General features: G+C 60.2%; 29 protein-coding genes. 12 read left to right on the top strand and 17 right to left on the bottom strand.

Annotated elements, in window-relative coordinates; genetic code table 11:
* Nucleotides 1-17 precede the first annotated feature (17 nt).
* Nucleotides 18-782 carry an AraC family transcriptional regulator gene (locus KVQ82_RS22165; protein ID WP_222015901.1) on the bottom strand — a complete coding sequence of 255 codons (765 nt, stop codon included), beginning with the start codon at nt 780-782 and terminating at the stop codon, nt 18-20.
* A gap of 136 nt (nt 783-918) precedes the next feature.
* On the opposite strand from KVQ82_RS22165, the gene KVQ82_RS22160 reads away from it, so the two are divergent.
* Nucleotides 919-1,734 carry a UDP-2,3-diacylglucosamine diphosphatase gene (locus tag KVQ82_RS22160; RefSeq protein WP_047292436.1) on the top strand — a complete coding sequence of 272 codons (816 nt, stop codon included), beginning with the start codon at nt 919-921 and terminating at the stop codon, nt 1,732-1,734.
* A gap of 116 nt (nt 1,735-1,850) precedes the next feature.
* Here KVQ82_RS22160 and KVQ82_RS22155 read toward each other — a convergent pair whose 3' ends face one another.
* Both KVQ82_RS22155 and KVQ82_RS22150 read right to left on the bottom strand, forming a co-directional pair.
* Nucleotides 1,851-2,441 (bottom strand): HD domain-containing protein, encoded by a 591-nt coding sequence (locus KVQ82_RS22155; RefSeq protein ID WP_222015899.1) that lies wholly within the window; start codon nt 2,439-2,441, stop codon nt 1,851-1,853.
* A 26-nt stretch (nt 2,442-2,467) separates the two neighbouring features.
* A complete protein-coding gene (locus KVQ82_RS22150) occupies nt 2,468-2,779 on the bottom strand; it encodes a DUF962 domain-containing protein (RefSeq protein WP_041073083.1) in 312 nt (103 codons plus the stop codon).
* A gap of 164 nt (nt 2,780-2,943) precedes the next feature.
* Here KVQ82_RS22150 and KVQ82_RS22145 point away from each other — a divergent pair, with 164 nt between their 5' ends.
* Complete coding sequence (locus KVQ82_RS22145) at nt 2,944-3,999, top strand: AraC family transcriptional regulator (protein ID WP_198759098.1); 1,056 nt, start codon at nt 2,944-2,946, stop codon at nt 3,997-3,999.
* Here the strand turns inward: KVQ82_RS22145 and KVQ82_RS22140 are convergent.
* Nucleotides 3,956-5,410, bottom strand: coding sequence for a TrkH family potassium uptake protein (locus KVQ82_RS22140; protein ID WP_145593107.1), 1,455 nt, complete (start codon nt 5,408-5,410; stop codon nt 3,956-3,958). The two genes, KVQ82_RS22145 and KVQ82_RS22140, sit on opposite strands and share 44 nt — an antisense overlap.
* A gap of 121 nt (nt 5,411-5,531) precedes the next feature.
* Between KVQ82_RS22140 and KVQ82_RS22135 the strand changes: the two genes are divergently transcribed.
* Nucleotides 5,532-6,098 carry a nitroreductase family protein gene (locus tag KVQ82_RS22135; protein ID WP_222015897.1) on the top strand — a complete coding sequence of 189 codons (567 nt, stop codon included), beginning with the start codon at nt 5,532-5,534 and terminating at the stop codon, nt 6,096-6,098.
* An 18-nt stretch (nt 6,099-6,116) separates the two neighbouring features.
* Here the strand turns inward: KVQ82_RS22135 and KVQ82_RS22130 are convergent, their stop codons facing one another.
* From KVQ82_RS22130 to KVQ82_RS22105, 6 genes are all read right to left on the bottom strand, one after another.
* Nucleotides 6,117-7,457: a HAMP domain-containing sensor histidine kinase gene (locus KVQ82_RS22130; protein ID WP_222015895.1), complete on the bottom strand. Its 1,341-nt coding sequence runs from the start codon at nt 7,455-7,457 to the stop codon at nt 6,117-6,119.
* A 170-nt stretch (nt 7,458-7,627) separates the two neighbouring features.
* Nucleotides 7,628-8,077, bottom strand: coding sequence for a Spy/CpxP family protein refolding chaperone (locus KVQ82_RS22125; protein WP_041073072.1), 450 nt, complete (start codon nt 8,075-8,077; stop codon nt 7,628-7,630).
* A gap of 217 nt (nt 8,078-8,294) precedes the next feature.
* Nucleotides 8,295-8,972: a response regulator transcription factor gene (locus KVQ82_RS22120; RefSeq protein ID WP_041073070.1), complete on the bottom strand. Its 678-nt coding sequence runs from the start codon at nt 8,970-8,972 to the stop codon at nt 8,295-8,297.
* Between the two features lie 7 nt (nt 8,973-8,979).
* Nucleotides 8,980-9,390 carry a translation initiation factor 2 gene (locus KVQ82_RS22115; RefSeq protein WP_041073068.1) on the bottom strand — a complete coding sequence of 137 codons (411 nt, stop codon included), beginning with the start codon at nt 9,388-9,390 and terminating at the stop codon, nt 8,980-8,982.
* A gap of 290 nt (nt 9,391-9,680) precedes the next feature.
* A complete protein-coding gene (locus KVQ82_RS22110) occupies nt 9,681-9,980 on the bottom strand; it encodes a YciI family protein (RefSeq protein ID WP_025110562.1) in 300 nt (99 codons plus the stop codon).
* A 1-nt stretch (nt 9,981) separates the two neighbouring features.
* Nucleotides 9,982-10,578: a septation protein A gene (locus tag KVQ82_RS22105; protein ID WP_027613975.1), complete on the bottom strand. Its 597-nt coding sequence runs from the start codon at nt 10,576-10,578 to the stop codon at nt 9,982-9,984.
* 87 nt (nt 10,579-10,665) lie between these two features.
* Here KVQ82_RS22105 and KVQ82_RS22100 point away from each other — a divergent pair, with 87 nt between their 5' ends.
* From KVQ82_RS22100 to rluB, 6 genes are all read left to right on the top strand, one after another.
* Nucleotides 10,666-11,529, top strand: a complete 864-nt coding sequence (locus KVQ82_RS22100) for a PHP domain-containing protein (RefSeq protein WP_222015894.1) — start codon at nt 10,666-10,668, stop codon at nt 11,527-11,529.
* 13 nt (nt 11,530-11,542) lie between these two features.
* The gene (locus KVQ82_RS22095) at nt 11,543-12,172 is read left to right on the top strand and encodes an L-threonylcarbamoyladenylate synthase (RefSeq protein ID WP_007966016.1); all 630 of its coding nucleotides are present in this window, start codon (nt 11,543-11,545) and stop codon (nt 12,170-12,172) included.
* 123 nt (nt 12,173-12,295) lie between these two features.
* Complete coding sequence (locus KVQ82_RS22090) at nt 12,296-12,994, top strand: ScpA family protein (RefSeq protein ID WP_222019435.1); 699 nt, start codon at nt 12,296-12,298, stop codon at nt 12,992-12,994.
* Nucleotides 12,995-13,005: 11 nt separating this feature from the next.
* The gene (gene scpB, locus KVQ82_RS22085) at nt 13,006-13,977 is read left to right on the top strand and encodes an SMC-Scp complex subunit ScpB (protein ID WP_222015885.1); all 972 of its coding nucleotides are present in this window, start codon (nt 13,006-13,008) and stop codon (nt 13,975-13,977) included.
* A 103-nt stretch (nt 13,978-14,080) separates the two neighbouring features.
* Entirely contained in the window at nt 14,081-14,272 is a 192-nt protein-coding gene (locus KVQ82_RS22080; protein WP_003222773.1) for a DUF1289 domain-containing protein, read from the top strand.
* Nucleotides 14,273-14,414: 142 nt separating this feature from the next.
* Nucleotides 14,415-15,635: a 23S rRNA pseudouridine(2605) synthase RluB gene (gene rluB, locus KVQ82_RS22075; protein ID WP_222015883.1), complete on the top strand. Its 1,221-nt coding sequence runs from the start codon at nt 14,415-14,417 to the stop codon at nt 15,633-15,635.
* Between the two features lie 198 nt (nt 15,636-15,833).
* On the opposite strand, the gene KVQ82_RS22070 is transcribed toward rluB, so the two are convergent.
* Both KVQ82_RS22070 and KVQ82_RS22065 read right to left on the bottom strand, forming a co-directional pair.
* The gene (locus KVQ82_RS22070; RefSeq protein WP_198760213.1) at nt 15,834-16,799 is read right to left on the bottom strand and encodes a leucyl aminopeptidase; all 966 of its coding nucleotides are present in this window, start codon (nt 16,797-16,799) and stop codon (nt 15,834-15,836) included.
* Between the two features lie 70 nt (nt 16,800-16,869).
* Entirely contained in the window at nt 16,870-17,007 is a 138-nt protein-coding gene (locus KVQ82_RS22065; RefSeq protein ID WP_003222780.1) for a hypothetical protein, read from the bottom strand.
* 893 nt (nt 17,008-17,900) lie between these two features.
* On the opposite strand from KVQ82_RS22065, the gene KVQ82_RS22060 reads away from it, so the two are divergent.
* From KVQ82_RS22060 to KVQ82_RS22050, 3 genes are all read left to right on the top strand, one after another.
* Nucleotides 17,901-19,319: an amino acid permease gene (locus KVQ82_RS22060; protein ID WP_041073059.1), complete on the top strand. Its 1,419-nt coding sequence runs from the start codon at nt 17,901-17,903 to the stop codon at nt 19,317-19,319.
* A 99-nt stretch (nt 19,320-19,418) separates the two neighbouring features.
* The gene (gene arfB / locus KVQ82_RS22055) at nt 19,419-19,832 is read left to right on the top strand and encodes an alternative ribosome rescue aminoacyl-tRNA hydrolase ArfB (RefSeq protein WP_041073058.1); all 414 of its coding nucleotides are present in this window, start codon (nt 19,419-19,421) and stop codon (nt 19,830-19,832) included.
* Nucleotides 19,833-20,031: 199 nt separating this feature from the next.
* Nucleotides 20,032-21,330: a hypothetical protein gene (locus KVQ82_RS22050; RefSeq protein WP_222015881.1), complete on the top strand. Its 1,299-nt coding sequence runs from the start codon at nt 20,032-20,034 to the stop codon at nt 21,328-21,330.
* A 63-nt stretch (nt 21,331-21,393) separates the two neighbouring features.
* Here the strand turns inward: KVQ82_RS22050 and KVQ82_RS22045 are convergent, their stop codons facing one another.
* The 5 genes from KVQ82_RS22045 to KVQ82_RS22030 form a co-directional block, all read right to left on the bottom strand.
* Entirely contained in the window at nt 21,394-22,581 is a 1,188-nt protein-coding gene (locus KVQ82_RS22045; RefSeq protein ID WP_222019434.1) for an MFS transporter, read from the bottom strand.
* A gap of 115 nt (nt 22,582-22,696) precedes the next feature.
* Nucleotides 22,697-22,879: a hypothetical protein gene (locus KVQ82_RS22040; protein ID WP_007965516.1), complete on the bottom strand. Its 183-nt coding sequence runs from the start codon at nt 22,877-22,879 to the stop codon at nt 22,697-22,699.
* Nucleotides 22,880-22,949: 70 nt separating this feature from the next.
* On the bottom strand, nt 22,950-23,081 hold the full coding sequence (locus KVQ82_RS31670) for a hypothetical protein (protein ID WP_260687720.1): 132 nt from the start codon (nt 23,079-23,081) through the stop codon (nt 22,950-22,952).
* Nucleotides 23,082-23,409: 328 nt separating this feature from the next.
* Nucleotides 23,410-24,603, bottom strand: coding sequence for an amino acid aminotransferase (locus tag KVQ82_RS22035; RefSeq protein ID WP_222015879.1), 1,194 nt, complete (start codon nt 24,601-24,603; stop codon nt 23,410-23,412).
* A complete protein-coding gene (locus KVQ82_RS22030; protein WP_003222798.1) occupies nt 24,603-24,959 on the bottom strand; it encodes a 4a-hydroxytetrahydrobiopterin dehydratase in 357 nt (118 codons plus the stop codon). The genes KVQ82_RS22035 and KVQ82_RS22030 overlap by 1 nt, the downstream gene beginning before the upstream one ends.
* Nucleotides 24,960-24,981 lie beyond the last annotated feature (22 nt).

Genomic DNA, 24,981 nt, shown 5'->3' with positions numbered 1-24,981 from the left:
AGAAGTCTGTCGGCGAACTAGCGTTTTTTGTCGCTGGAATCGCGGCGCAACTGGCCGGGTGCGGCACCGAACTCTCGCAGCACGGCGGCCGAGAACGCACTTTGCGAACTGTAGCCGACCCGGCAGGCGATTTCGCCGATGGGCAGCGCCGTGTCACGCAGCAGGCAAACCGCCTTGTGCAGCCGCCGGCTGCGAATGTAGTCCATCGGCGTCTGCCCGCATTCCGCCATGAATCGTGCGTGCAGCCGGGCGCTGGACAATCCGGCGATCTGCGCCAGATCGGCCACTTGCAGCGGGTAGGCGGCGTATTGTTCGATGTGCGCATCCAGCGCCGCGTAGGGCAGACGCCGCGCCGAGTGTTCGGCAGGTCTGGCGTGATTCAGGCTGGCCAGCAGCAACACCGCGCCTTGCTGGGCGATCAGCGGGTCCGTGACCGGGCTGTGCGCCAGCCAGTTGACCAATTGGCTTTGCCCGGCATCAAGGGACAACCGCGCAGGCTGGTCGAGCAAGCGCTGACTGGCGTCGGCGTGCTCGCCCAGCGAGTCGTTCAGCCATGGCCCGTCGGGTACGTCCAGCACCAGACAACGGCTGCCATCCGGGCTGCCGCAGGCGTGATGCGCGCCGCCGGGGACGACCACGAAACTCTGCTGGCGCACCTGGCTGCCCTGACCCTCGACTTCGAAATCCAGCGCACCGGACAGACCGAACACCAGTTGCGCGTGGTCGTGGCTGTGGACGATCAGGTCGTGGGTGTATTGGCGCAGAGTCAGGATCGGGCGCATGGCAGAGGTCTCCGAAGTGAGCGCCAGTCTACACCGGGGCAACGGGCTTGCGCGCTGTCACACGACTGACGCCTGCCTGTCATGGTCGATTCACCCGGCGCGTGCACAGTGGCGAAAACATCGCAGAGGGTTGCCCATGACCAGCGCCGAGCTCGCCAGACCCAGCCGTAAACAACGGGTGCGCACCTTGTGGATTTCCGATGTGCACCTGGGCACACGGGACTGCCAGGCCGAGCACTTGTCGCAGTTTCTCAAGGGCTACCACGCCGACAAGATCTACCTGGTCGGTGACATCATCGACGGCTGGAAGCTGCGCGGCGGCATGTACTGGCCACAGGCGCACACCAACGTGATCCGCCGCCTGCTGACCATGAGCAAGCGCGGTACCGAGGTGATCTACGTCACCGGCAACCACGACGAATTCCTGCGCCGTTATTCGAAGCTGATCCTCGGCAACATCCAGTTGGTCGATGAGGCCGTGCATGTCACGGCGGATGGCCGGCACCTGCTGGTGATCCATGGCGATCAATTTGACGTGATCACCCGCTATCACCGCTGGCTGGCCTTTCTCGGCGACTCGGCCTACGAGTTCACCTTGACCCTCAACCGCTGGCTCAATCACTGGCGTGCCCGTTATGGCTACGGCTACTGGTCGTTGTCGGCGTACCTGAAACACAAGGTGAAAACGGCGGTGAGCTTCATCAGCGACTTCGAAGAAGCCATCGCCCACGAATGTGTGAAACGCGAATTGCATGGCGTGGTCTGCGGGCACATTCACCATGCCGAGATCCGCAAGGTCGGTGAGGTGGATTACCTCAATTGCGGCGACTGGGTGGAGTCGTGCACGGCGTTGATCGAGCACTGGGATGGCACGATCGAGTTGTATCGCCTGGCGGATGCGCAGGCGCGGGAGGCACAGCTCAAGGCGGCCAAGGTCGCTGAACTCGCCTGATTTCTCGGCTATACAAAAGGGCCTCATCGCTGGCAAGCCAGCTCCCACAGGTATCGCGAACGCCCCCGATCACTGTGGGAGCTGGCTTGCCAGCGATGAGGCCGGTACAGACAACATCAGGCCGGGGCGTGTTCTTCCATCGCCGCCTTGTAGATCGAGTGCTTCGGTTGCGCAAACAACCTTTCCATCATTGGCTCAAAGAAGCTTAACGGCAGCGTGTCATAGTCAGGGTCGAACGCCGCCGCATCGTATTTGGCGCAGAATTCCGCCGTCGCCTGATACTGCGGATGCTCGGCGAATTGCTCGCGCAGGTGCCGATCCATGCCCAGATGATGGAAGAAGTAGTAACCCTGAAAGATCCCGTGCTTCTCGACCATCCACAGATTTTCGGCGCTGACGAACGGTTTGAGAATCGCCGCCGCGATGTCCGGGTGGTTGTAAGAGCCCAGGGTGTCGCCGATGTCATGCAGCAGCGCACAGACCACGTATTCCTCGTCACGACCATCGCGATAGGCGCGGGTCGCGGTTTGCAGCGAGTGGGTCAGGCGATCTACCGGGAAGCCGCCGAAATCACCTTCCAGCAACTTCAGATGCGCGACGATCCGCGACGGCAATTGCCGGGCGTAGGCGCTGAAGTCTGCGGCGATGATCGCCCAGTCCTCCTGCGTGCCATCCTGCATGTGGGTGAAGCGGGCATTGGCGTTCATCGGCAAGCCTCCTGGTGTGTCGGGTTTCAGAACGCCACGCGGCCGAGGATCATGTCGCGGTACATGACGAAATCGCCGAGCAGGCTGTACAGCGGATGCTGGAAAGTCGCCGGACGGTTCTTCTCAAAGAAGAAGTGCCCGACCCAGGCAAAGCTGTAACCGGCCAGCGGCAGGGCCAGCAACAGCAGCCAGGCGCCTTTGGCGATGGTCATGGCCAGAATGAAAATCACCAGCGTGGTGCCGATGAAATGCAATCGGCGGCAGGTACTGTTGGCGTGTTCGCTGAGGTAATACGGATAGAACTCGGCGAAGCTATTGAATGGCTTGATGTTTTCCACGACTGCGATCTCTGTGGTTATTGTTCTGACGGCAAGTTGTTCGGCGGGTAGCTTATTTGAGTCTAGAGTGAACACTGGTATCAGCCAGTGACAATGGGCGCCACTTTAGTATCCTTCGCTAATCGGGTCGCAACATGTGATCCATCATGTAAAAGAATAACGCCATGAGCGAACGAACGACTTCTGCAAGCTGGGCGATGGGGATTGTCAAAGCATTGGAGATGGACGGCCTGGATTGCCGGGTACTGTTCAAGCAACTGGGGCTCGATTACGCCGCCCTGAATGATCCGGATGCGCGCTTCCCGCAAGATTCCATGACCCGCCTCTGGCAACGGGCGGTCGAGCTGTCCGGCAACCCGGCGATCGGCTTGAACATGGGCAAAGTGGTGCGTCCGGCCTCATTCCACGTTGCCGGCTATGCCTTGATGTCGAGCAACACCCTGGCCGAAGGCTTTCAACGGCTGGTGCGTTATCAGCGGATCATCGCCGAGAGCGCCGACCTGAGTTTTCGTCTGCTCGAAGAAGGCTACGCGCTGATTCTGACCGTGCATGGCGACCACCTGCCGCCGACCCGGCAGAGCGCCGAAGCCTCGCTGGCCTGTGCGTTGGGCCTGTGCAGCTGGTTGACCGGGCGCACCCTGCATCCGGTCAAAGTGCTGTTTCAGGGCGACGAGCCCGCCGACCTGCAACCTTACCGACAAGCCTTCCATGCGCCGCTGATGTTCAACGCACCGTACGATGCGTTGATTTTCGAAAGGGCCGACATGGAGGCGCCACTGCCCACCGCCAACGAAGCCATGGCGCTGTTGCACGACCGGTTTGCCGGGGAGTACCTGGCGCGATTCTCTGAAAGCCGCGTCACCCACAAGGCGCGCCAGGTGTTATGCCGTTTACTGCCGCAGGGCGAACCCAAGCGCGATACGGTGGCGCAGACCCTGCATCTGTCGCAGCGTACCTTGCAGCGGCGGTTGCAGGAGGAGGGCACGAGTTTTCAGCAGTTGCTCGACGACACCCGCCGTGAACTGGCCGAGCAGTATCTGGCACAGCCGAGCATGACCTTGCTGGAGATTGCGTATCTGCTGGGTTTTGCCGATCCGAGCAACTTCTTCCGCGCGTTCCGTCGCTGGTTCGATACCACGCCCGGCGATTACCGGGCGCGGCTGTTGCAGGCGCCGGTCAGTGACGCCAAAAGGCCGGAATACACAGCACAAACACCGTAATGATCTCCAGTCGGCCGAGCAGCATGCCGAACGACAGGATCCACTTCGCTGCATCCGGCAGGGTGGCGAAGTTGCCCGCCGGGCCAATGGTCTCACCCAGGCCCGGGCCGACGCCGGACACGGTGCTGGCAGCGCCGGTCAGCGCAGTCATCCAGTCCACGCCGAGCAGCGACAGTAGCAGGGCGATCACGCAGATGGTGATGGCGAAGAAGAATGAAAAGGTCAGAATCGAGCGCACGATCTCTTCGTCGAGACGGTGACCGTTATACTTCTGCTTGATCACCGCGCGCGGGTGAATCAGCTGGTTAAGGTTGGCCTTGAGCAGGATGTAGGCGACCTGGAAACGGAAGATCTTGATCCCGCCCGCGGTCGAACCGGAGCAGCCGCCGACAAAGCCCAGATAGAAAAACAGCATCAGCGAGAAGTTGCCCCACAGGCTGTAGTCGCCGAGGGCGAAACCGGTGGTGGTGACCACCGAGGTCACGTTCAGTGCCACGTGCCGCAGCGCCTCCAGCCAGTGCAGCTTGGTGGTCCACCAGTACCAGGTGCCGAGCACCAGCCAGGTCACCAGCAACATGCCGAGCAGGCCCTGCACCTGCTGATCCTTGATCAACGCCTTACGGTTGCCGCGCATGGTCGCCACATACAGGGTGAACGGCAGGCTGCCGAGAATCATGATCACCACCGCGACCCAGTGCACCGCCGGTTGTGTCCACTTCGCCAATGACTGGTCGGAGGTCGAGAAACCGCCGGTGGAAATCGCCGACATCGCGTGATTGATCGCATCGAACGGGCTCATCCCGGCCCACCAGAACGCCAGGCTGCCGAGGATGGTGATACCGACGTACGCCGCGACAATCAGGCGCGCCACCATGTGCGAACGCGGCATGACCTTTTCCGAACGGTCGGACGATTCGGTCTGGAACAGACGCATGCCACCGATGCGCAGCAACGGCAGAATCGCCACCGCCATGCCGATGAAGCCGATGCCGCCGAGCCAGTGCAGCAGCGAGCGCCACATCAGGATTCCCGGCGACATGTTGTCGAGCCCGCTAAGCACGGTCGAGCCGGTGGCGGTGATGCCGGACATGCTTTCAAAGAACGAGTCGGTGTAGCTGATGTGCTGAGTGAGCAGGAATGGCAGCGCGGCGAAAATACACACCACCAGCCAGCTGCTGACCGTCAACAGGTACATGTCACGCGGGCGCAGATGGATGTGTTCCGGGCGTCCGGGAATCACCAGTGCAAGGCCGGCGAGGAAGGTGATCATGCTCGCCCAGAGGAACGACGGCAGGTCACTGGTGCGCTCGAAAATCACCAGGGTGGCCATGGGCACGACCATGGCGACGGCCAGGGTGATCAGGAAGATGCCGATGATGAAACCAATGATCCGTAAGGTCGGCAACGCCATGAAGTCCGCTCGGGCTGAAGTGGGAAGGGCGCCATTCTACCCGTGAGGCAGGGCATGTAAACCGGCATCCCGTTGGCAGATGAAGCTAGAATAGCCGCACATTTTTCTCAGGAGGTGGCCGATGCAGGCTCTCGACGCGTTGCTCAACCGTGTTTCCGTTCCACGCCTGGTCGAACCAGCCCCCACTGCCGAGCAGCGCGAAGCCCTGTTTGGCGCAGCCCTGCGCGCACCGGATCACGGCCACTTGCAGCCGTATCGTTTCCTTACAGTCGAAGGGGCGGCGCGCGAGCAAATGGGCGAGTTGCTGGCCGAAGCGGCGCAGATGCAGGAAGGTGAAGTCACTGAAGCGATGATCGACAAGGCGCGCAACGGCCCGCTGCGGGCGCCGCTGGTGGTCGTGGTGATCGCGAAACTGCAGGAACACGTCAAGTATCCGAAGGCCGAGCAGTTGCTGGCGGCGGGGTGTGCGGCGCACGGGATTCTGCTGGCAGCCTATGCGCAGGGGATTGGTGCGGTGTGGCGTACCGGTGATCTGGCCTATTCGGCGCACGTGGCCAAGGGGCTGGGCCTGGCTGAAGGCGAGCAGGTGATTGCCTTCCTGTATCTCGGCACGCCGCAGAAAGAGCCGCGCGTTGCCGAGAAAGTCGATCTGGCCGAGTTCGTCAGCGCTTGGCCGGGCAAGGTTTAAAGTCAAAAGATCGCGAATTTAAAGCTGGACAACCGCGCCCGGCACCAGCGGCAATTCCAGGCTGGCAATAAACCCGCCCTCGGGATGATTGGCCAGGGTCAGACTCCCGCCATGCCGCTCCGCCGCCCGCCTGGCAATTGCCAGGCCCAGGCCATGTCCCGCCGCCGTTTGCCCCGGCGCCCGGTAAAACGGTTCACCCAACTGGCTCAGGTGGTCGGCCTGCACGCCCGGCCCGTGGTCGCGCACGCTCACCACAATCCGCTCGCCCTGACGCGTAGCCTGCATCTCGATCGCCTGGCCCACCGGGTTGAAGCGCTGGGCATTGCGCAACAGGTTGTCGACGGCGCGCTCGATCATGGTCGGCCATCCGGTCAGATTCAACTGAGGCTCGGCGTTCAGGCGCACGGTCTGCTCGGGTGAGCCGAGCTGGGCATCTTTCTGCAAGGTGCCGAGCAGGGCGTTCAGGTCCACCGCTTCGGCACTGGCGTTGTCGGCATCGACCCGCGCCAGCACCAGAATTTCGCTGATCAACGCTTCCAGCCGATCGCACTCGCGGGTCAGGCGTGGCCAGAGTTTTTCCCGTTCTTCAGGATTGGCCCGTTCCGCCAGCGCCAGCGCGATGCGCAGTCGTGCCAGAGGTGAACGCAGTTCGTGGGACACATCGCGCAGCAACTGGCGCTGACTGCCGATCAGGCTTTGCAGTCGCGCACCCATGCGGTTGAAGTCGTTGGCCAGCACGCCGAATTCGTCGCGACGGTTGGCCAGTTTCGCCAGGCTGTTCTGTTGATAGGTGGTCTGCCCCAGATCATGCACCGCACCGCGCAAACGGCTGAGCGGGCGGGTGATGGAGAAGGTCACCAGCAGGCTGAACAGGGTCAGTACCACCAGCGCGATACCCAGCGCACTCAGCGGCCAGAGCAGGCTTTCACGGTGCCACGCATCGAGCTCCGGGTGCGGAATGCGGAAGATGAACAGGTAGGTGTCGCCGGTTTTTTCGCTGGTGAATTCGTCGGTCAGGCGGCGCCAGGGCAGACGTCGGTCATCGTTGTTCTGTCTGGCTTCGAAGGCGGCGGCGCGACGCGGGAAGGTGCCACGCACCACCGGGTCGCCGCTTTCGTTCAGCACCTGGACGTCAATGTGGTACTGGCGTTTGCGCTGTTGAAGGATGTCCTGCGCGGCGTCTTCACCCTGGGCTTCGTAGGTTTGCGTCCATTCGGCGGCCAGCGTGTTGAGGCCCGGATGGCGGCTGAGGATCCACGCGTCCTGATTGAGCATGTGCCCGAGCAGGATCGACAGCCCTGCCACCAGGGCGATGGCCAGCCAGAAGCTCGCGAGAATACGCCAGAACAGTGAACGCACAGAAATTCCTCAATCAAACGCTTAACCCCTGTAGGAGCTGCGGCACGCTGCGATCTTTTGATCTTATTTTTCAGAAGCAAAATCAAAAGATCGCAGCGTGCCGCAGCTCCTACAGAGGGCGGATGTAAACAGGCCCGACCGGGTAAGCCGTCGGGCCTGTGATTAGAACATTATTGCGCCTTTTGCGGCTGTTGCGCTTTCCACGCCTTGAACTCGGCCCATTCGGCGCGGCGTTCAGCCTGTTTCTTCTGGATCTCGTCGAATTTCTTCTGTTGATCCGGTTTGAGCAGGTTGCGTACGTCAGCTTCGGCTTTCTTGTGGTTGGCCGCCATCTCGTCTTTCATGGCTTTCTGGTCAGCCGGCGAGAGTTTTTCCAGGTACTTCTCGACCACCTGGCGACGCTCGTGCATTTGCTCGCCCATGATCTTGCGGATCTGATCGCGCTGTTCGCGGGTCAGGTCGAGTTGGCTGTACGGGCCTTTGCCGTGTTCGCCGTGCATCTGACCGCCGTGGCGTGGGCCGTCGAGCGGGCCACCCATCGGGCCACCATCCTGTGGCATGGCCATGGCGACGGTGGGCAGAGCGGCAGCGAACATCAGAGCGATAAGAGTCTTGCGCATGGTGTATCTCCTTGTCTCGTTCCCGGTACGTTCCGGATGAGTTCAGATTACGGAGATCAAGGTCAGCGGCGGTCAGCGCTGCGTAAAGCTTGGGTAAAGACGCTTCGTTTCCAGCCTTACACATATCCCCTGTAGGAGCTGCCGAAGGCTGCGATCTTTGTTTTTGAAGATCAAAAGATCGCAGCGTGCCGCAGCTCCTACAGGGAGCGAGGTGTCTTCAGAGGCTGTAGTAATAACCACGGCTGCGCAGGGCGACGATGCGTGGGCGGCCGTCGGGGTGCGGGCCGATCTTCTTGCGCAGGTTGCTGACGTGCATGTCGAGGCTGCGGTCGTACAGGGTCAGCTTGCGCCCGAGGGCCAATTGCGCCAGTTCCTGCTTGTCCAGCGGCTCGCCGGGCTGCTTGAGCAGGGCTTCGAGCAAACGACTTTCGGAAACGGTGAGGGTCAGTTCTTTCTCGTCGATGCTGACCACGCCGCGCACCGGGCTGAAGCTCAGGTCGCCGAGTTCGAGTTGGGTCGATACGGCGGCCGGGTGACTGCGGCGCAGCACGGCGCGCAGACGCGCGGTGAGTTCACGCGGATCGCAGGGCTTGGCCAGGTAATCGTCGGCACCCAGCTCCAGACCGAGAATGCGATCCAGCGGTTCGCCCCGGGCCGAGAGCATCAGCACCGGCAGTTCTGCGTGCTCGCTGCGCAATTGCTTGAGCAGTTCCAGACCGCTGCCATCGGGCAGCATCACGTCCAGCACCACCGCCGCCGGGGCCGATTCGGCCAACGCCTTGCGCGCGCTCTGGCCATCGTGGCAGGCACGCACCAGGAAGCCTTCCTGGCTCAGCCAGCTACTCAGGAGTTCACACAACTCCTGGTCATCATCAATCAGTAACAGCTCGCTCATGACTCACTCAATTTAGCCATTGCCGACGTTTTCGGCTTGCTCCACTGGCAAAGATACCGCACAGCAGCGCCAATAGCGCTACCCCGGCGCCCGTAACGAACCATTGCTGCTGTTCGGTCAGCAAACGCGGCAAGGGACTTGCCTGGGCTTCCTTGAGTTGCAGCTTCAGGCGCTGATTCTCCTGGCGCAACCGGGCAAGCTGGGCGCTTTCGCGGGTGTTGTCGGCATTTTGCAGTTGTTTGCTCAGTTCTTCCCGCTGCTGCTCGCTGGCCTTCAGGCGCTGCTGCAGTTCGGTAATCTGACTGCCGGCACTTAATGACAATGGCGTGGAGCTGCCGCTTTCGGTGGTTTCCTCACCATGGGCGGGCGCCATGATCGTCAACGTGACCCACATCAGACACAACGGACCTTTGCGCATTGCGATTCCTGCTAGCAAATGGATATTGGGCAGGTTGTCGGCAGGCAAACGAGAATAATGAGCGATTGAGAGCGGTGAGAAGCGGGAAGGTTCAGTGCCGGGTAGAGGAGATATTGCGGTTGATGATTTTAGTGGTGAGGGGATTTATCCCCGATGGGCTGCGAAGCAGACCTGAAATGGGAGCATGCGGTGTGTCAGGTACACCGCATTGAATGGCTTTGGGGTTGCTGCGCAACCCATCGGGGATGAATCCCCTCGCCACAGAGTCCCTCGATATCTTTTGAAGCTGGTTACGGCAGAACTTGCTTGAACGGCTTGACGATCACGCTGGCGTACACGCCGGCAGCGATGTACGGATCGGCGTCGGCCCAGGCCTGGGCGGCGCTCAGGGAGTCGAATTCGGCGACGATCAGGCTGCCGGTGAAACCCGCAGCGCCCGGATCATTGCTATCGACCGCCGGGTGCGGGCCGGCCAGCACGATGCGGCCTTCGCCCTTGAGCACTTGCAGGCGTTCGAGGTGGGCCGGGCGCGCGGCGAGGCGGGCTTCGAGCGAGTTGGCGACGTCGGTGGCAATGATTGCGTAGAGCATGTCAGTCCTCGGTTTTTGGCGTTGTGGTATCGGCGTCGTGCAGATGGCGGGACAGGTAGATGCCCTGACCGACCAGGAACAGCACGGTCATGCCCAGGCTGCCGAACACCTTGAAGTCGACCCAGATGCTCTGGAAGGTGAATGCCACGAACAGGTTGGCAGCGCCGCAGAACAGGAAAAAGGCGATCCAGGCGATGTTCAGGCGGGTCCAGACCGGATCCGGCAGGGTCAGCGCGTGGCCCATGATGCGTTTGATCAGCAGGCGGTCACCGATGAAGTGGCTGCCGATGAAGGCCAGGGCGAACAGCCAGTTGACCACCGGGGCTTTCCATTTGAGGAAAGTCTCGCTGTGGAAGGCCAGGGTCAGGCTGCCGAACACCAGGCAGGCGATCAGGGTCAGCCATTGGCTTTTTTCCAGCTTGCGCTGCTTGATGAACAGCGCGCCGTAGACTACCAGTGAGCTGATGATCAGCATCGCCGTGGCGCTGTAAATACCGCCTACAGTCACCTCATGGCCGGCGATGTCGACGACCCGTGGATCCAGTTTGTAAACGATGAAAAACAGCAGAAGCGGGATGAAATCGATGAATTGTTTCACAGTGAGAGCCAGAAGCTGGATGTGGCGGCATAATAACAAACATATGGACGCGCGATAGCGCCAGCTGATTTGAGGTTACAACTCCCCGTGAATGTTGATTTGCACTGCCACAGCACGGCCTCCGATGGCGCCCTGGCGCCGGCGGTTCTGGTTGCGCGTGCGTTTGAAAACGGCGTGCGAGTCCTGGCGTTGACCGATCATGACACCCTCGAAGGCCTCGCCGAAGCGCGCAGCGCCGCCGAAGAACTGGGCATGCAACTGGTTAATGGCGTCGAACTGTCCTGCACTTGGGGCGGGGCGACCATCCATGTGCTGGGTTACGGTTTCGACGTCAACGCCGCGCCACTGGTCGAGGCCATCGCCAAATTGCACGATGGTCGCTGGCTGCGGTCGGAAGAGATAAGCCGCAAGCTCGGCCTCAAAGGTATGCCCGGTGCCCTCGACGGCGCCCGGCAGATCCAGCAGGCGCTGGGCGACAGCGGCAACGCGCCGGCCCGTCCGCATTTTGCCGACTGGATGGTGCGTGAAGGTTTTGTCAAGGATCGCGCCGAGGCGTTCCGCAAATGGCTCGGCGCCGGCAAGCTGGGTGACGTCAAGCAGCATTGGCCGACGCTGGAAGACACCGTCGGTACCCTGCGTGCCGCCGGGGCGTGGGTCAGTCTGGCGCATCCGTGGCACTACGATTTCACCCGCAGCAAGCGCCGAAAGCTGATTGCCGACTATATTCAAGCGGGCGGGCATGCAATCGAAGTGGTCAATGGCCATCAGCCCGCAGAACAGGTCGGCAGCCTGGCGATCCTTGCCCGTGAGTTCGGTCTGCTGGTCAGCGCCGGCAGTGATTTCCATGGCCCTGGAGGCTGGTCGGAGATTGGCCAGTACCGGCCGGTTCCCGAGGACCTTCCACCCCTGTGGTGTCGGTTCAAACATGACACAGTTATTGCCGCCGTCTGAACAGGTAGAAAACGTGAGTCAATTTTTCCAGATCCATCCGGAAAACCCGCAAGCGCGCCTGATCAAACAGGCGGTCGAGATCATTCGCAAGGGCGGGGTGGTGATTTATCCCACGGACTCTTCCTACGCCATTGGTTGCCAGATCGGCGACAAGACCGCGATTGAGCGCGTGCGTCGTCTGCGTCAGCTCGACGAGAAACACAACTTTGCGCTGATCTGCAGCGACCTGTCGCAACTGGGCAACTACGCCAAGATCGACACCGGCACCTTCCGCATTCTCAAGGCGCATCTGCCGGGGCCTTACACGTTTATCCTCAACGCCACCCGCGAAGTGCCGCGCCTGTTGCTGCATCCGAAGAAACGCACCATCGGCCTGCGGGTGCCGAGCCATCCGATTGCTTTGGCGTTGCTGGCCGAACTCGGCGAGCCGTTGATGAGCGTGACCCTGATCATGCCCGGCGATGAAGATCCGCTGAGCGATCCGTACGAAATGCGCCAATTGCTTGAACATCAGGTGGACCTGATCATCGACGGCGGTTTCGGCGGGATCAAGGCGTCCACCGTGATTGACCTGACCGGCGACGACCCGGAAGTGATCCGCGTCGGTTGCGGCGACCCCGCGCCGTTCATGGTCGAGGCCTGAATGTCCGCAGTGGAAACCGTTGTCGATCCCCAGGCCGGCGCCCAGCAGGAACTGCCGTTTGCCATGGTCTATGGCCAGGCGGTCACGGAAATGCCGCTGGACCTGTACATCCCGCCGGATGCGCTGGAAGTGTTCCTCGAAGCCTTCGAAGGCCCGCTTGACCTGCTGCTGTACCTGATCCGCAAACAGAACATCAACATTCTCGACATCCCGGTGGCGGAAATCACCCGTCAGTACATGGGCTATGTCGAGTTGATGCAGTCGGTGCGCCTGGAGCTGGCCGCCGAGTACCTGGTGATGGCCGCGATGCTGGCCGAGATCAAATCGCGCATGCTCCTGCCACGGGCCGAAACCGTCGAAGACGAAGAGGAAGACCCGCGCGCCGAACTGATCCGCCGCCTGCAGGAATATGAGCGCTTCAAGGCTGCCGCCGAAGGCATCGACGGCCTGAGCCGGGTCGGTCGCGATGTTGTGGTGCCCAAGCTCGACGCCCCGGAAGCCCGGGCGCGCAAGCTGTTGCCGGATGTCGCGCTGGAAGAAATTCTGATGTCCATGGCCGAAGTGCTGCGCCGTGGCGACATGTTCGAGAGCCATCAGGTCAGCCGCGAGGCACTGTCGACCCGCGAGCGCATGAGCGATGTGCTGGAACGGCTCAAGGGCGGCGGGTTTGTGCCGTTCGTCGAGCTGTTCACCGCCGAAGAAGGTCGCCTCGGTGTGGTGGTGACCTTTATGGCGATCCTTGAACTGGTCAAGGAATCCTTGGTCGAGCTGGTGCAGAATGAGCCGTTCGCCGCGATCCACGTGCGAGCCCGAGCCGAATAACGAGTCGAAACATGAACCTGACTGAACCCCGCGAGCTGGCGCCCCTGCTTGAAGCCTTTCTGTTGGCCTCGGGAAAACCGCAATCGCTTGAACGCCTCTACGAACTGTTCGAAGAAGGTGAGCGCCCTGAACCGCCGGTCTTCAAGAAAGCCCTGAGCCTGCTGGCCAAGTCCTGCGAGGGCCGCGCGTTCGAGCTCAAGGAAGTCGCCTCCGGCTACCGCTTGCAGATCCGCGAGAAGTTTTCGCCGTGGGTCGGGCGTTTGTGGGAAGAGCGGCCACAGCGCTATTCCCGTGCGCTGCTGGAAACCATGGCGCTGATCGCCTATCGCCAGCCGATTACCCGGGGCGAGATCGAAGACGTGCGGGGCGTGGCGGTCAACACCAACATCGTCAAAACGTTGATCGAGCGCGAGTGGATTCGCATCGTCGGGTACCGCGACGTGCCAGGCAAACCGGCGATGTTCGCCACCACCAAGGCGTTTCTCGATCACTTCAATCTGAAGAACCTCGAAGACCTGCCGCCGCTGGCCGAACTGCGCGAGATGGAAACCGAGCCCGTCCTCGATTTCGACGACGCACCGGTGCCGCAGGGCTTGCAGGAACAGGCCGACGCCAGCGCCGAGCCGGAAGAGCCGAAGGAAGAAACCAGCTTCCACAGCTTGCTGCTGGAACTGGACAGCATGGAGGAGGGGATCAAGACCGACTTCGATGATTTGTTGCGCGATGCGGCGGACGGGGAGGCGTCGGCGACTGAGCCGGAAGTCGAGACCGTCGAGTCGGCGATTGAAGTTGAACTTGAGGCCGAGCCTGAAGCCGAATCGGAAGAGGATGTGCTGGGCGTTGCCGAAGCCCGGGAAAAGCTTCTGGCTGCCGTCGCTGCCCTCGAACAACCGGTGCCCGAGCCCGAGCTGAGTGAGGAAGAAGCTGAAGCCCGTGCGCTGGCGGAAGCCATCGAGGCCGAACGTCGCGAGTTCGAAGACTGAGGCGCGCCGAAAAGATCGCAGCCTGCGGCAGCTCCTACATTGGAATGCAGTCCCTGTAGGAGCTGCCGAAGGCTGCGATCTTTTGATCTTCAAGGGAGACCCCATGAGCTCGACAAAAGACCCGTGCATCAGCCTCTGCAAATTCACCGACGACATCTGCCTCGGCTGTGGCCGCAGCAAGCGCGAAATCCGCGCCTGGAAGAAACTCGACAAGGACGACAAGCGCACAGTGCTGGCGGAAGCCGCGCTGCGCCTGATCAAACTCGGTGGCGCCGGTCGGCGGAAAAAGAAATAACTGGCGATCGATCAGCTAGTCTCTGATGCGCGATGGCGCACATCCGCGTATGATTCGCGACCCTTCGGCGATCCCTTCGCCCGAAAACCAGATTTCAATGCTTCAGGCGCCGCCTGAACAGACCACACCGGGAGGTGCCCAGATGAGTGACATCAATCAGAAAGACGACCAGGAAATCGGCCCAGCAGGCGAAAAACTGCAGAAAGTCCTCGCCCGTATCGGCGTCGGCTCGCGCCGTGACGTTGAAGCCTGGATCAGCCAGGGCCGGATCAAGGTCAATGGCAAAGACGCCACCCTCGGCCTGCGCGTCGACATGCACGATGCCATCACCATTGATGGCAAAGTGATCAAGCGCGAAGAGGCGGCCGAGTCGGTGCGCCGCGTGATCATGTACAACAAGCCCGATGGCGAGATCTGCACCCGTGACGACCCGGAAGGCCGTCCGACCGTGTTCGATAAACTGCCGCGTCCGAAAGAAGGCCGCTGGATCAACATCGGTCGTCTCGACATCAATACCACCGGTCTGCTGATGTTCACCACCGATGGTGAGCTGGCTAACCGTCTGATGCACCCGTCCTACGAGATGGACCGTGAGTACGCCGTGCGTGTCCGCGGTGAAGTTGACGACGAGATGATCGAGCGCCTGAAGGCCGGCGTAGTACTGGAAGACGGGCCGGCGCGTTTCACCGACATTCAGCAGGCGCCGGGCGGCGAAGGCTTCAACCACTGGTATCACTGCGTAGTGATGGAAGGCCGTAACCGTGAGGTTCGTCGTCTGTGGGAATCCCAAGGGCTGGTGGTCAGCCGTCTGAAGCGCGTGCGCTTCGGTCCGGTATTCCTCAACTCCGACCTGCCGATGGGCCGCTGGCGCGAAATGAGCCAGTACGAAGTCGACGTGCTCAGCGCCGAAGTCGGCCTGACGCCGGTGGCGATGCCGCAACTCAACGCCAAGAGCAAGGACAAGCTGGAGCGTATGCAGCGTAAATCGTCGCGGCCTATGGCCAAGACCGAGCGCGTGCGCACCCTGCGTCCCGCCGCTGGCGCGCCGACCGGTCCGCGTCCGAGCCGTGAGCCGCAGATCGAAGGCGAGCGTCCGGGTCGCAAGCCAGTGGCCCGTGACGGCGAGCGCACACCGCGTCCGGCCAACGGTCGCACCGAGCGTGGCGAAGGTCGTGCGCCGGCCGGTCGCGGTACGCCAGTGGCGGATCGTCCTGCGGACACCACCAACAAGCGTCCGGCCAAGCCAGCACCGAAGCGTCCGGGGATCAAACTGGTCGACGGCGACAAGCCATCGGGCAAGCGCCGTGGCGCACCGGCCGGTTCTGGTCAGCGTCCAGGCTTCGGTCGCAAGAAGCCTGAGTGATCAGCTTTAGTGCCTGAATGAAAAACGCCAACCGCAGGGTTGGCGTTTTTTTTTGTCTGGATTATTGGCGCGCTATTCCTGTAGGAGCTGCGGCACGCTGCGATCTTTTGCTCTTCAAAAGCAAGATCAAAAGATCGCAGCCTCGTTTTACTCGACAGCTCCTACAGGGAACAGTGGTTTCAAAACAGAAATTTCTGCTTAAAAGACGAAGCGTCCGTCAAACACCGGCTTGTCATCCAGCGCCAACACCCCGCCGGAGAAAATCAGGTCCAAATGATGACTGCCCTTGGCGCCACCGCCGAGGCCCAGGTGCAGGCCGCAATGGCGCTCCTCGAAACCGGCGTTGCGCGCATACAGATCCTTCACCCCTTCGTTGGTACCAATCCCCAATTCCTCGATGCGCCGGTTCGACGGATTGGCGTCCAGGTACTTGTTGAAATCATGCTCCAGCCCCGGCACATCAGTGGCGATGCGGCTGATGGTCGAGTTCTCGATCCACAGTTCCAGTGGCGACTCCAGCACGCCGTACTTGCGCGCAAACGGGATGGTGCTGAGGAACGTGCCCTTGAATTTCACATGGCCGTTGATGGCTTCGCTGTGGGTGGCGATTTCGCCGGGGGCCAGGTCGAAGTTGCCGACGCCGTTGATGTCGGTCCACTTCTTGATGCTGCTCAGCGGCGTTTCAAACCATGAGCCGTGGTCGTCCTTGAAACTCAGCGTGGTCGCTTGGGACATGCGCTGGATCAAGTGACTGTTGAGCCCGGCGATACGCTGCGGCGTCACGCTGAAGGTGTCGTAGAAATAGTCGCCGTAATCCTTGAACAACAGCGACTTCTTCCAGTTTTCCGCCATCACGCCTTGCAGGGCGCGCACGAACTCCGGGCCGTCGGGGCGCGGGTTGGGTAGGGTGGAAGAGTCGTAGAAGAAAATGTACAGATCGCTGTCGGCAATCGCCGCCGTCAGCGTTGCGGTGCTTTCCAGGTCCAGGCGTCTGGCGCTGAAGGTGAAGCGGGGATGATCGCCGGCCTGTTCGACGATGGCGCCGGTCAGGGCTTCGTAATCGGCGGTGTGGCCGAGCAGTACCTTCGCCGAGTCGAGACCGGCAAGGGCAGGGTGATGTTCGAGGTAGTAAAGGAAATGCGAGATCGCGCGGGGCTTATCCATGAGTCCTCCCTGACTGACCGTGAGAAAGCGGCAGGCACGACCGGCCGGATCGTGCCTGCCCGGGGATGTCTTACAGAGGCCACATCGCCGTGCCGAACGGAACCACCGCGTCGGCTTGCATCATTTCCACGGCGGCCTCATGGGTTGGCGCTTCAAACCATTCGTCCAGTTGCAGTTCGGTGTCCAGGTCTTTTTCCAGTGCTTGCATGGTCGATCTCCTAGATGACTTTCACGGTTATGACTGGCCGGTCGAGGTGGCCGGCAAGACGTGAAGAACCTAGTTCAGGGTGTTTTGTAATGCAAAAAATTATTTATTTAAAATTTAAATAAACTTTTTATTCTGTTTTTAAGCGGCGGTTTTCTTATTTGAAAACAAAAAACTAAGCGGCCACTTTCATTAGCAAGCTAGCTACCGTCAATTTGCAGACGTCCTACAGAATTTTCCGAAATGGAAAATCTGCGTTACGCCTTGTAAAGAAATGTTTACGAAAACCCCGGTAAAGGCCAGTGGATTCACCCCGTTGCCGACACTGTAAGGAAAACCTGCCGACGCCCGGCTGCAAAGGCCCCGCGCAGGGCTCTGGCGTGCTTGTTTCAGCCTCGTTTGCAGGGTGAGATGCGCCTCATGCCTGTCGTGCAGGTGCATAACAAGAAGGAGGCGCAATGAACGCCGAGATTGATCTTCACTTCTCTCCGTGGGGCGTTTTTTCGCTCGTCCCCGTCGATGGCCTGCAAAGGCCTGACTCATTTTTTGCAGTCGCCCGAGTGTCTCGAGGCGGACCCACGCAATCCCGGCAGGCGCCACGCTGATCCAGCGGGGTCTGGCAGCAGGGGGTTAGCGGTGTACAATGCGCCGCGTTTTAACTGTGACCCTCTGCGTAATCGCGCAAACCTCAAGGCTATCCGCCTTGTTCACTCCGCCACGTCACAAGCGTGTCGGGTTCGATTTCGTCACAGATAAAAACAAACAGGTGACGCATGACCGTTGTAAAAACGCTGAATTCCTGGTGCTTGCGCTGGGGTTTGATCGGGGTTGTCTGAAATCGCAACCTTGCAGCAACGTCTACTGAACATCATCAAACCTTGCGTGGGACCTTTTTCATGAGTGGACAAAACTCGCAATCAGGCGAGCTGAAACGCGGCCTGAAAAATCGCCATATTCAACTGATCGCCCTCGGTGGCGCGATTGGTACCGGATTGTTCCTCGGCTCGGCCGGGGTGCTGAAATCCGCCGGCCCGTCGATGATCCTCGGCTACGCCATCTGCGGCTTCATCGCCTTCATGATCATGCGCCAGCTCGGCGAGATGATCGTCGAAGAGCCGGTGGCCGGTTCCTTCAGCCATTTCGCACACAAGTACTGGGGCGGTTTTGCCGGTTTCCTGTCGGGCTGGAACTGCTGGATTCTGTACATTCTGGTGGGCATGTCGGAGCTGACCGCGGTCGGCAAGTACATCCACTACTGGGCGCCGGACATCCCGACCTGGGTCACCGCCGCTGCATTCTTCGTGCTGATCAACGCGATCAACCTGGCCAACGTCAAAGTCTTCGGTGAAGCCGAATTCTGGTTCGCGATCATCAAGGTCGTGGCGATCGTCGGCATGATCGCGCTGGGCAGCTACCTGCTGGTCAGCGGCCATGGCGGCCCGCAGGCCTCGGTCAGTAACCTGTGGTCGCACGGCGGGTTCTTCCCCAACGGCGTCAGCGGTCTGGTGATGGCGATGGCGATCATCATGTTCTCCTTCGGCGGTCTGGAAATGCTCGGTTTCACTGCAGCCGAGGCCGACAAGCCGAAAACCGTGATCCCGAAAGCGATCAACCAGGTGATCTACCGGATCCTGATTTTCTACATCGGCGCGCTGGTGATCCTGCTGTCGCTGACCCCGTGGGACAGTCTGCTGGAAACGCTCAATGCGTCCGGCGATTCGTACAGCGGCAGCCCGTTCGTGCAGGTGTTCTCGATGCTCGGCAGCAACACCGCCGCGCACATCCTCAACTTCGTGGTACTGACCGCGGCGCTGTCGGTGTACAACAGCGGTACTTACTGCAACAGCCGCATGCTGCTGGGTATGGCCGAGCAAGGCGATGCGCCTAAGGCCTTGTCGAAGATCGACAAACGCGGCGTGCCGGTGCGTTCGATCCTCGCGTCCGCGGCGGTCACGCTGGTGGCGGTGTTGCTTAACTACCTGATGCCGCAACAGGCGCTGGAACTGCTGATGTCGCTGGTGGTGGCCACCCTGGTGATCAACTGGGCGATGATCAGCTTCTCGCACTTCAAGTTCCGCCAGCACATGAACAAGACGCAGCAGACGCCGCTGTTCAAGGCGCTGTGGTACCCGTACGGTAACTACGTCTGCCTGGCGTTCGTCGCGTTCATCCTCGGCGTGATGTTGTTGATCCCGGGCATCCAGATCTCGGTGTACGCGATTCCGGTGTGGGTCGTGTTCATGTGGGTCTGCTACGTGATCAAGAACAAACGCGGTGCGCAGCAGGCGCTGCACGCGGCAAGTGCTTCGAAGTAGGCGCTGAGGCAACAAACAACAAACCCGGCCAATGTGCCGGGTTTTTTATTGCGCCTGTTGATGGCGTATCCTGCTGCTTCTGAATACGGACGCTTTTCCATGCTGGTGATTTCCAACAATGTGCATCTGCCGGATGCCGAGATCGAACTGACGGCCATTCGCGCGCAGGGCGCCGGTGGGCAGAATGTCAACAAGGTCTCCAGCGCCGTGCACCTGCGCTTCGACATTCCGGCCTCGTCCTTGCCCGAGTTCTACAAGGAGCGGCTGCTGGCGCTGCGCGACAGCCGCATCACCAGTGATGGCGTGCTGATTATCAAGGCTCAGCAATACCGCACGCAGGAAGCCAACCGCGCCGATGCGCTGCAGCGTCTGACCGAGCTGATTCTCAGCGCCACCAAGGTCGAAAAGAAACGCCGCCCGACCAAGCCGACCCTCGGTTCGAAGAAGCGCCGGCTCGAATCCAAGACCAAGCGTGGCAGCATCAAGGCCGGGCGGGGCAAGGTGGATTTTTAAGGTTTGGCGCCCTGGAATTATTCCATTTCATCATAAGCGGGCATTGCATCCATTTCGTCCCCCTCAACTTAAATGCATTTCCGGATATTGAAATACACACTTATAACCAATCGGTCTGCCAGGCTGTCATATATGACAGGTGTGCCGGATGGCTGCCTCACGTTTACTGAGCTCTCTTTTCTAGATTGAGCAAAAGCAAATGAATAACTTAATTAACGGGCGTGGTACTCCAGATACTGATTTTGGTGTGCGTGGTGAGGTCGTTCTTTATGGAAAGAAAGGTCAGCGACTCCAGGCTCGGGTCGTCACTCTTCTTTCGGAGCCGAACAGAATTCTTTGCGGCGCCACTGACGAGGAGCTGCAAGAAACTTACCTGTCCATGCTTGATGAAAGAGGTCGTATCGACCAGAGCTTCGGAAATTTGGGTACAACTGTTTTTAAACTATCGGATTTTTTTCCTGAGTGGGGTCTGGCGCAGCCCTATAGCGTGAAATTTGATAGTGCTCATGGCAAGTATGTGTTGGGGTACTTCGCTCGTAAAGACGGCTTTAATCGTGCTACCGGCCTGGCTCGATTTGACTTGAATGGGCAGCTCGATAAAGCGTTTGGTAACAACGGCGTCATGTTGTGGAGTCTGGATGTGAAAGAGGCTGTTCCTGTCAGTTCGAAAGTCCAAAAGGTGGAGCAACCGTTGACTGATAAGGGGCGCGACTACCACGGATCGATGGAGTTATTAGACGATGGTGGTGTATTGCTTTTGACTACGCTTGACGACCGTGGCTGGGTAGATCGAGCATTTCTAGTCAAAGTGAAGAGCAGCGGAACCCTGGACGAAGGGTATGGTAATCGTGGGTGGCGATTGGTTATTCGAGGTTCGAGTGGTTTTGTCATAGGAGAGGACTTGGTCAGGCTGGGTGATGATTTTCTCGTCGCCGCTTCAGAGGGTTCTCCTGTTAAGAAGTGGTTTGTTGGCAGATATGATGCTGAGGGCGAGCTCGATACTGGTTTTGCGGTCGAAGGTTATTATGATGGAGCCCCTTCGGTTAAAGACATCATTCTGAAACGCGACGATCGTTCTCGGTTTTATATTGTCGGTACTTCGGATAATGGAGTTCCGCAGTATCTGTTTCTCAAGCTTCAACGTCGCGGGCTGAATGGCGAGGAAGATCCACTTTTTGGCGATCAAGGATGGACAGGGTCTATCAGTAATGACTTCAGCGATATCTATATGACGAAAGCAGTCCTCTACAATTTGAAATCAACCGTTGTGGTAGCAGGTTATGCTTATTTGCGTGGCGGGTCGGACAGCCAGGCATTTATTGGCAGTATTGAACAAGACATGGGGTGGGATGATGGGTTTGGTGATACTGGAAAGATTGTATTTTCAAAAGACCAGATTATTCACGATCTCGCGGTCCAGGAAGATCGAAAAATTGTGTTTGTTTCCAGTAAAAACAGAGAGAGCGGTAGCTTCGCCATCTTCCGTTTGCATGGTTAGTGTATAAAAACGGAAGCTGTCTATTGGCCATTCGGAATCGACTGAATGGCCAATATTGGGCGATCAGTGAAAGTGGTGTTTTGGCGCACTGCGATACAGATACACACTCAGGATCAGGCCGCTCAGCGCAGCGAGGGCGGCGAACAGGAAGATCGAGGAAAAACCGAAACCCGACGCAATGGCCCCGGCCAACGGCCCGGTAATCCCCAAAGACAAGTCGATGAACAGCGAATAAGCGCCAACGGCCGCGCCTCGGCTGGAGGCCGGCACCAGGTTCACCGCTTCCACGCCCAGCGCCGGGAACACCAGCGAGAAGCCGAAACCGCTCAGCGCCGCCCCGGCCAGCGCCCAATGTGCGTCGGGCGCCAGCCACAGCAGCAACAGGCCCAGGGTTTCCACCGACAGACAGGCAATCGCCACGCGAAAGCCGCCGAGGCGGTTGATCAGGTTGCCGAACAGCAGCCGCGCGCCAATGAAGCTGGCGCCGAACAGGCTCAGGCACAACACCGCGTTATCCCAGTGCTGAGTGGCGTAATACAGGGTGATGAAGGTGGCGATGGTGCCGAAACCAATCGAGCCCAGTGCCAGTCCGCAGCCGTGCGGGAACACGCGACCGAGCACATGCATGAACGGCAGACGCTCGCCGGCGACAATCGGCGCGGCGGTTTTCGGCCACGCCAGCAGCAAGCCCAGCGCTGCCAGCAGAATGATGCTGACGCCCATGCTCCACAGCCCCAACTGGCCGACCAGCCACACCCCGAACGGCGCACCCACCGCCAGCGCGCCGTAACTGGCGATGCCGTTCCACGAAATCACTTTCGCGGTATTCGCCGCGCCAACGCGGCCGATGCCCCAGCCGATTGAACCGGAGCCGACCAGGCTTTCCGCGCTGCCCAGCACCAGACGGCCGATCAACAGGCTGATCAGGCTGAGCATCGGCAAGTTGGGAGTCCAGGCCGAAATCAGCATGAACACCCCACTCAAACCGCAACCGGCCAGACCAATCATCACCGCGCGCTTGCTGCCCTGATTGTCGATGATCTTGCCGGCGTACGGACGGCTGAGCAGGGTGGCAAGGTATTGCACGCTGATCACCAGCCCGGCGATCACCGCGCCAAAACCCAGGTCGCTGTGGACGTAACCCGGCAACACCGCGAGCGGAATGCCGATGTTCAGGTAGCCGATAAAGGTGAAGAGGACGATGGACACGACTTGCAGCGTGACTGCCAGGGGGCGCTGGGGTTGTGGCATAGAGGACGACATTGGGAACGATCCACGGCAAAGCAGGATTAGATAGGCTGCTTATGATACCGGCGCGGACGTGTCAGGGGCGGGGAAAAGTAAAACTATTTGCCGGACGGGGACGTCAGGGTTTGGCCGGGGCGACCAGTTGCGTGGTGACGAGGGCGGCGAGGGCGTTTTCTTCGCTGCCGAAACGGGCGAGCAAAGCAGCCTGTTTTTCCGGAGAGAGGCGCTGCCAGATCTCGATCATTTTCTCGGTGGCGCCGATCAGGACGGCGGCTTGGCTTTCGGAGAATTCGTCGGTCATGGCGGGCTCGGTTTCAGGCAGTGTGGAAAGCGCATCTTAGCGCTTTCCACACGGTCTGTACGGCGGGGTTTTACTCTTCGTGGTCGGCCTGGCGGCTGTCAACGGCTTCTTTCGGCTCGGGCTGTTGGGCACCGGCTTGTTGCGTGGTCGTCTGCTCAGGTACGTGCAGGCTTGGGAAGGGGAGATTAGGAATCTCGTGCATGGTTGCGCTCCTCGCTAAGTCTGTTGATAGATCTGGTAGATCCGCGCTTCTTGAAAGCCTGCGCAGGATACAGCAGGAAAAATGACAATCAGACTTTTAATTCAAAATAATGCGACAGATGGCCGCAGGGGAGGGCGTATTCCAAGTGTGGGTGTGAATAAACCTGTGGCGAGGGGATTTATCCCCGATCGGCTGCGAAGCGGTCGTAAAACAATTGCACGCGCCATGTCAGACATTTCGCGATTGCAGTGTTGAGGCCGCTTCGCTGCCCATCGGGGATAAATCCCCTCACCACAGGGCTCACTCCTAAGAGGGGGGGATTGCGGGGTTATCTGCAGACGTCAGCGATGGCGTCGGCCAGCAGTGCCAGACGCGTGGCATCTATGCCGGCGACGTTCGCCCGGCCCGAGCTGACCATGTACACGCTGTGCTGCTCACGCAGTTGTTTGACCTGCTCCGGCGACAGGCCGGTGTAGGAGAACATGCCGCGTTGCACGCCAATGTGCGCAAAGCGCTCACGCAAACCGTGCGGTTCCAGTGCTTCGACCAGACCGCTGCGCAGCTGGGCGATGCGCAAGCGCATGGCTTCCACTTCGTCGGCCCAGCGCGCTTTCAGCTCCGGGTCGGCGAGGATGGTCGCGACCACGGCCGCGCCGTGATCCGGTGGCGTCGACCACAGGTTGCGGGCGATGTTGGCCAGTTGGCTGCGAATGTCGATCAGTTTGTCGGCGGTTTTCGCGCAAACAATCAGCGCCCCGGTGCGGTCGCGGTACAGGCCGAAGTTTTTCGAGCAGGAGCTGGTGATCAGCAACTCGGGCACTTCGGCAGCGAACAGCCGGGTCGACCATGCGTCCTGCTCCAGCCCGTCGCCAAAGCCCTGGTAGGCGAAGTCGATCAGTGGCAGCAGGTCACGCCGGCGCACGACGTCGAGCACACGCTGCCAGTCGTCGTGACTCAGGTCGAAACCGGTCGGGTTGTGGCAGCAGGCATGCAGCAGCACCACATCGCCTTGCGGCACTTCGTTGAGCACGGCAAGCATCGCGTCGACGTCGAGGCGGTTGTCGCTGCCCACGTAGGGGTAGTGACTGACCTTGACCCCGGCGGCGGCGAAAATCGTTTCGTGGATCGGCCAGGTCGGGTTGCTCAGCCAGACGCCCTTGCCCGGCAGGCACTGGGCGATGAAGTCGGCTGCCAGACGCAGGGCACCGGTGCCGCCCGGAGTCTGGGTGGCGCCGGCGCGCTGTTCGGCGATCAGCTTCGAGTCGGCGCCAAGCACCAGCTCATTGATGACCTTGCCGAACAATGGGTTGCCGTGCCCGCCGATGTAGGTCTTGGTGTCCTGGCGTTCGACCAGTCGCGCTTCGGCGATTTTCACCGCTTCGGGGATCGGCGTCAGGCCCTGGGCATCCTTGTAGACGCCAACGCCGAGGTCGAACTTGCGCGGGTTACTGTCCTGCGCATAGGCCTCCATCAAACCGAGGATCGGGTCGCCGGGTACCCGGCCGATGGCGTCAAAGTGCATTACTTGCGTCCTTCTGCGGTCTTGGCCACTTCATCAGTGCGCGCGGCCATGATGAAGTCGTTGCGGTGCAGGCCCTTGATCGAGTGGCTCCACCAGGTCACGGTGACTTTGCCCCACTCGGTCAGCAGACCCGGGTGGTGACCTTCGGCCTCGGAGATCTCGCCGACGGCGTTGGTGAAGGCCAGTGCGTGCTTGAAGTTCTTGAACAGGAAGACTTTCTCCAACTGCATGATGCTGTCGCGCACTTCGATGTTCCAGTCAGGGATCTGCTTGATCAGGATCGGCAGTTCTTCGTCGCTGACTTGTGGCGCATCGGCACGGCAGGCTTCGCAGTGGGCTTGGTTCAAAGTGGACATGGTGTGATTCCTGAAATCGAGT

This window comes from Pseudomonas sp. AO-1 (assembly GCF_019775695.1).
Classification (GTDB): Bacteria; Pseudomonadota; Gammaproteobacteria; order Pseudomonadales; family Pseudomonadaceae; genus Aquipseudomonas; species Aquipseudomonas parakoreensis.
This window is presented reverse-complemented; position numbering and strand designations above follow the sequence as displayed.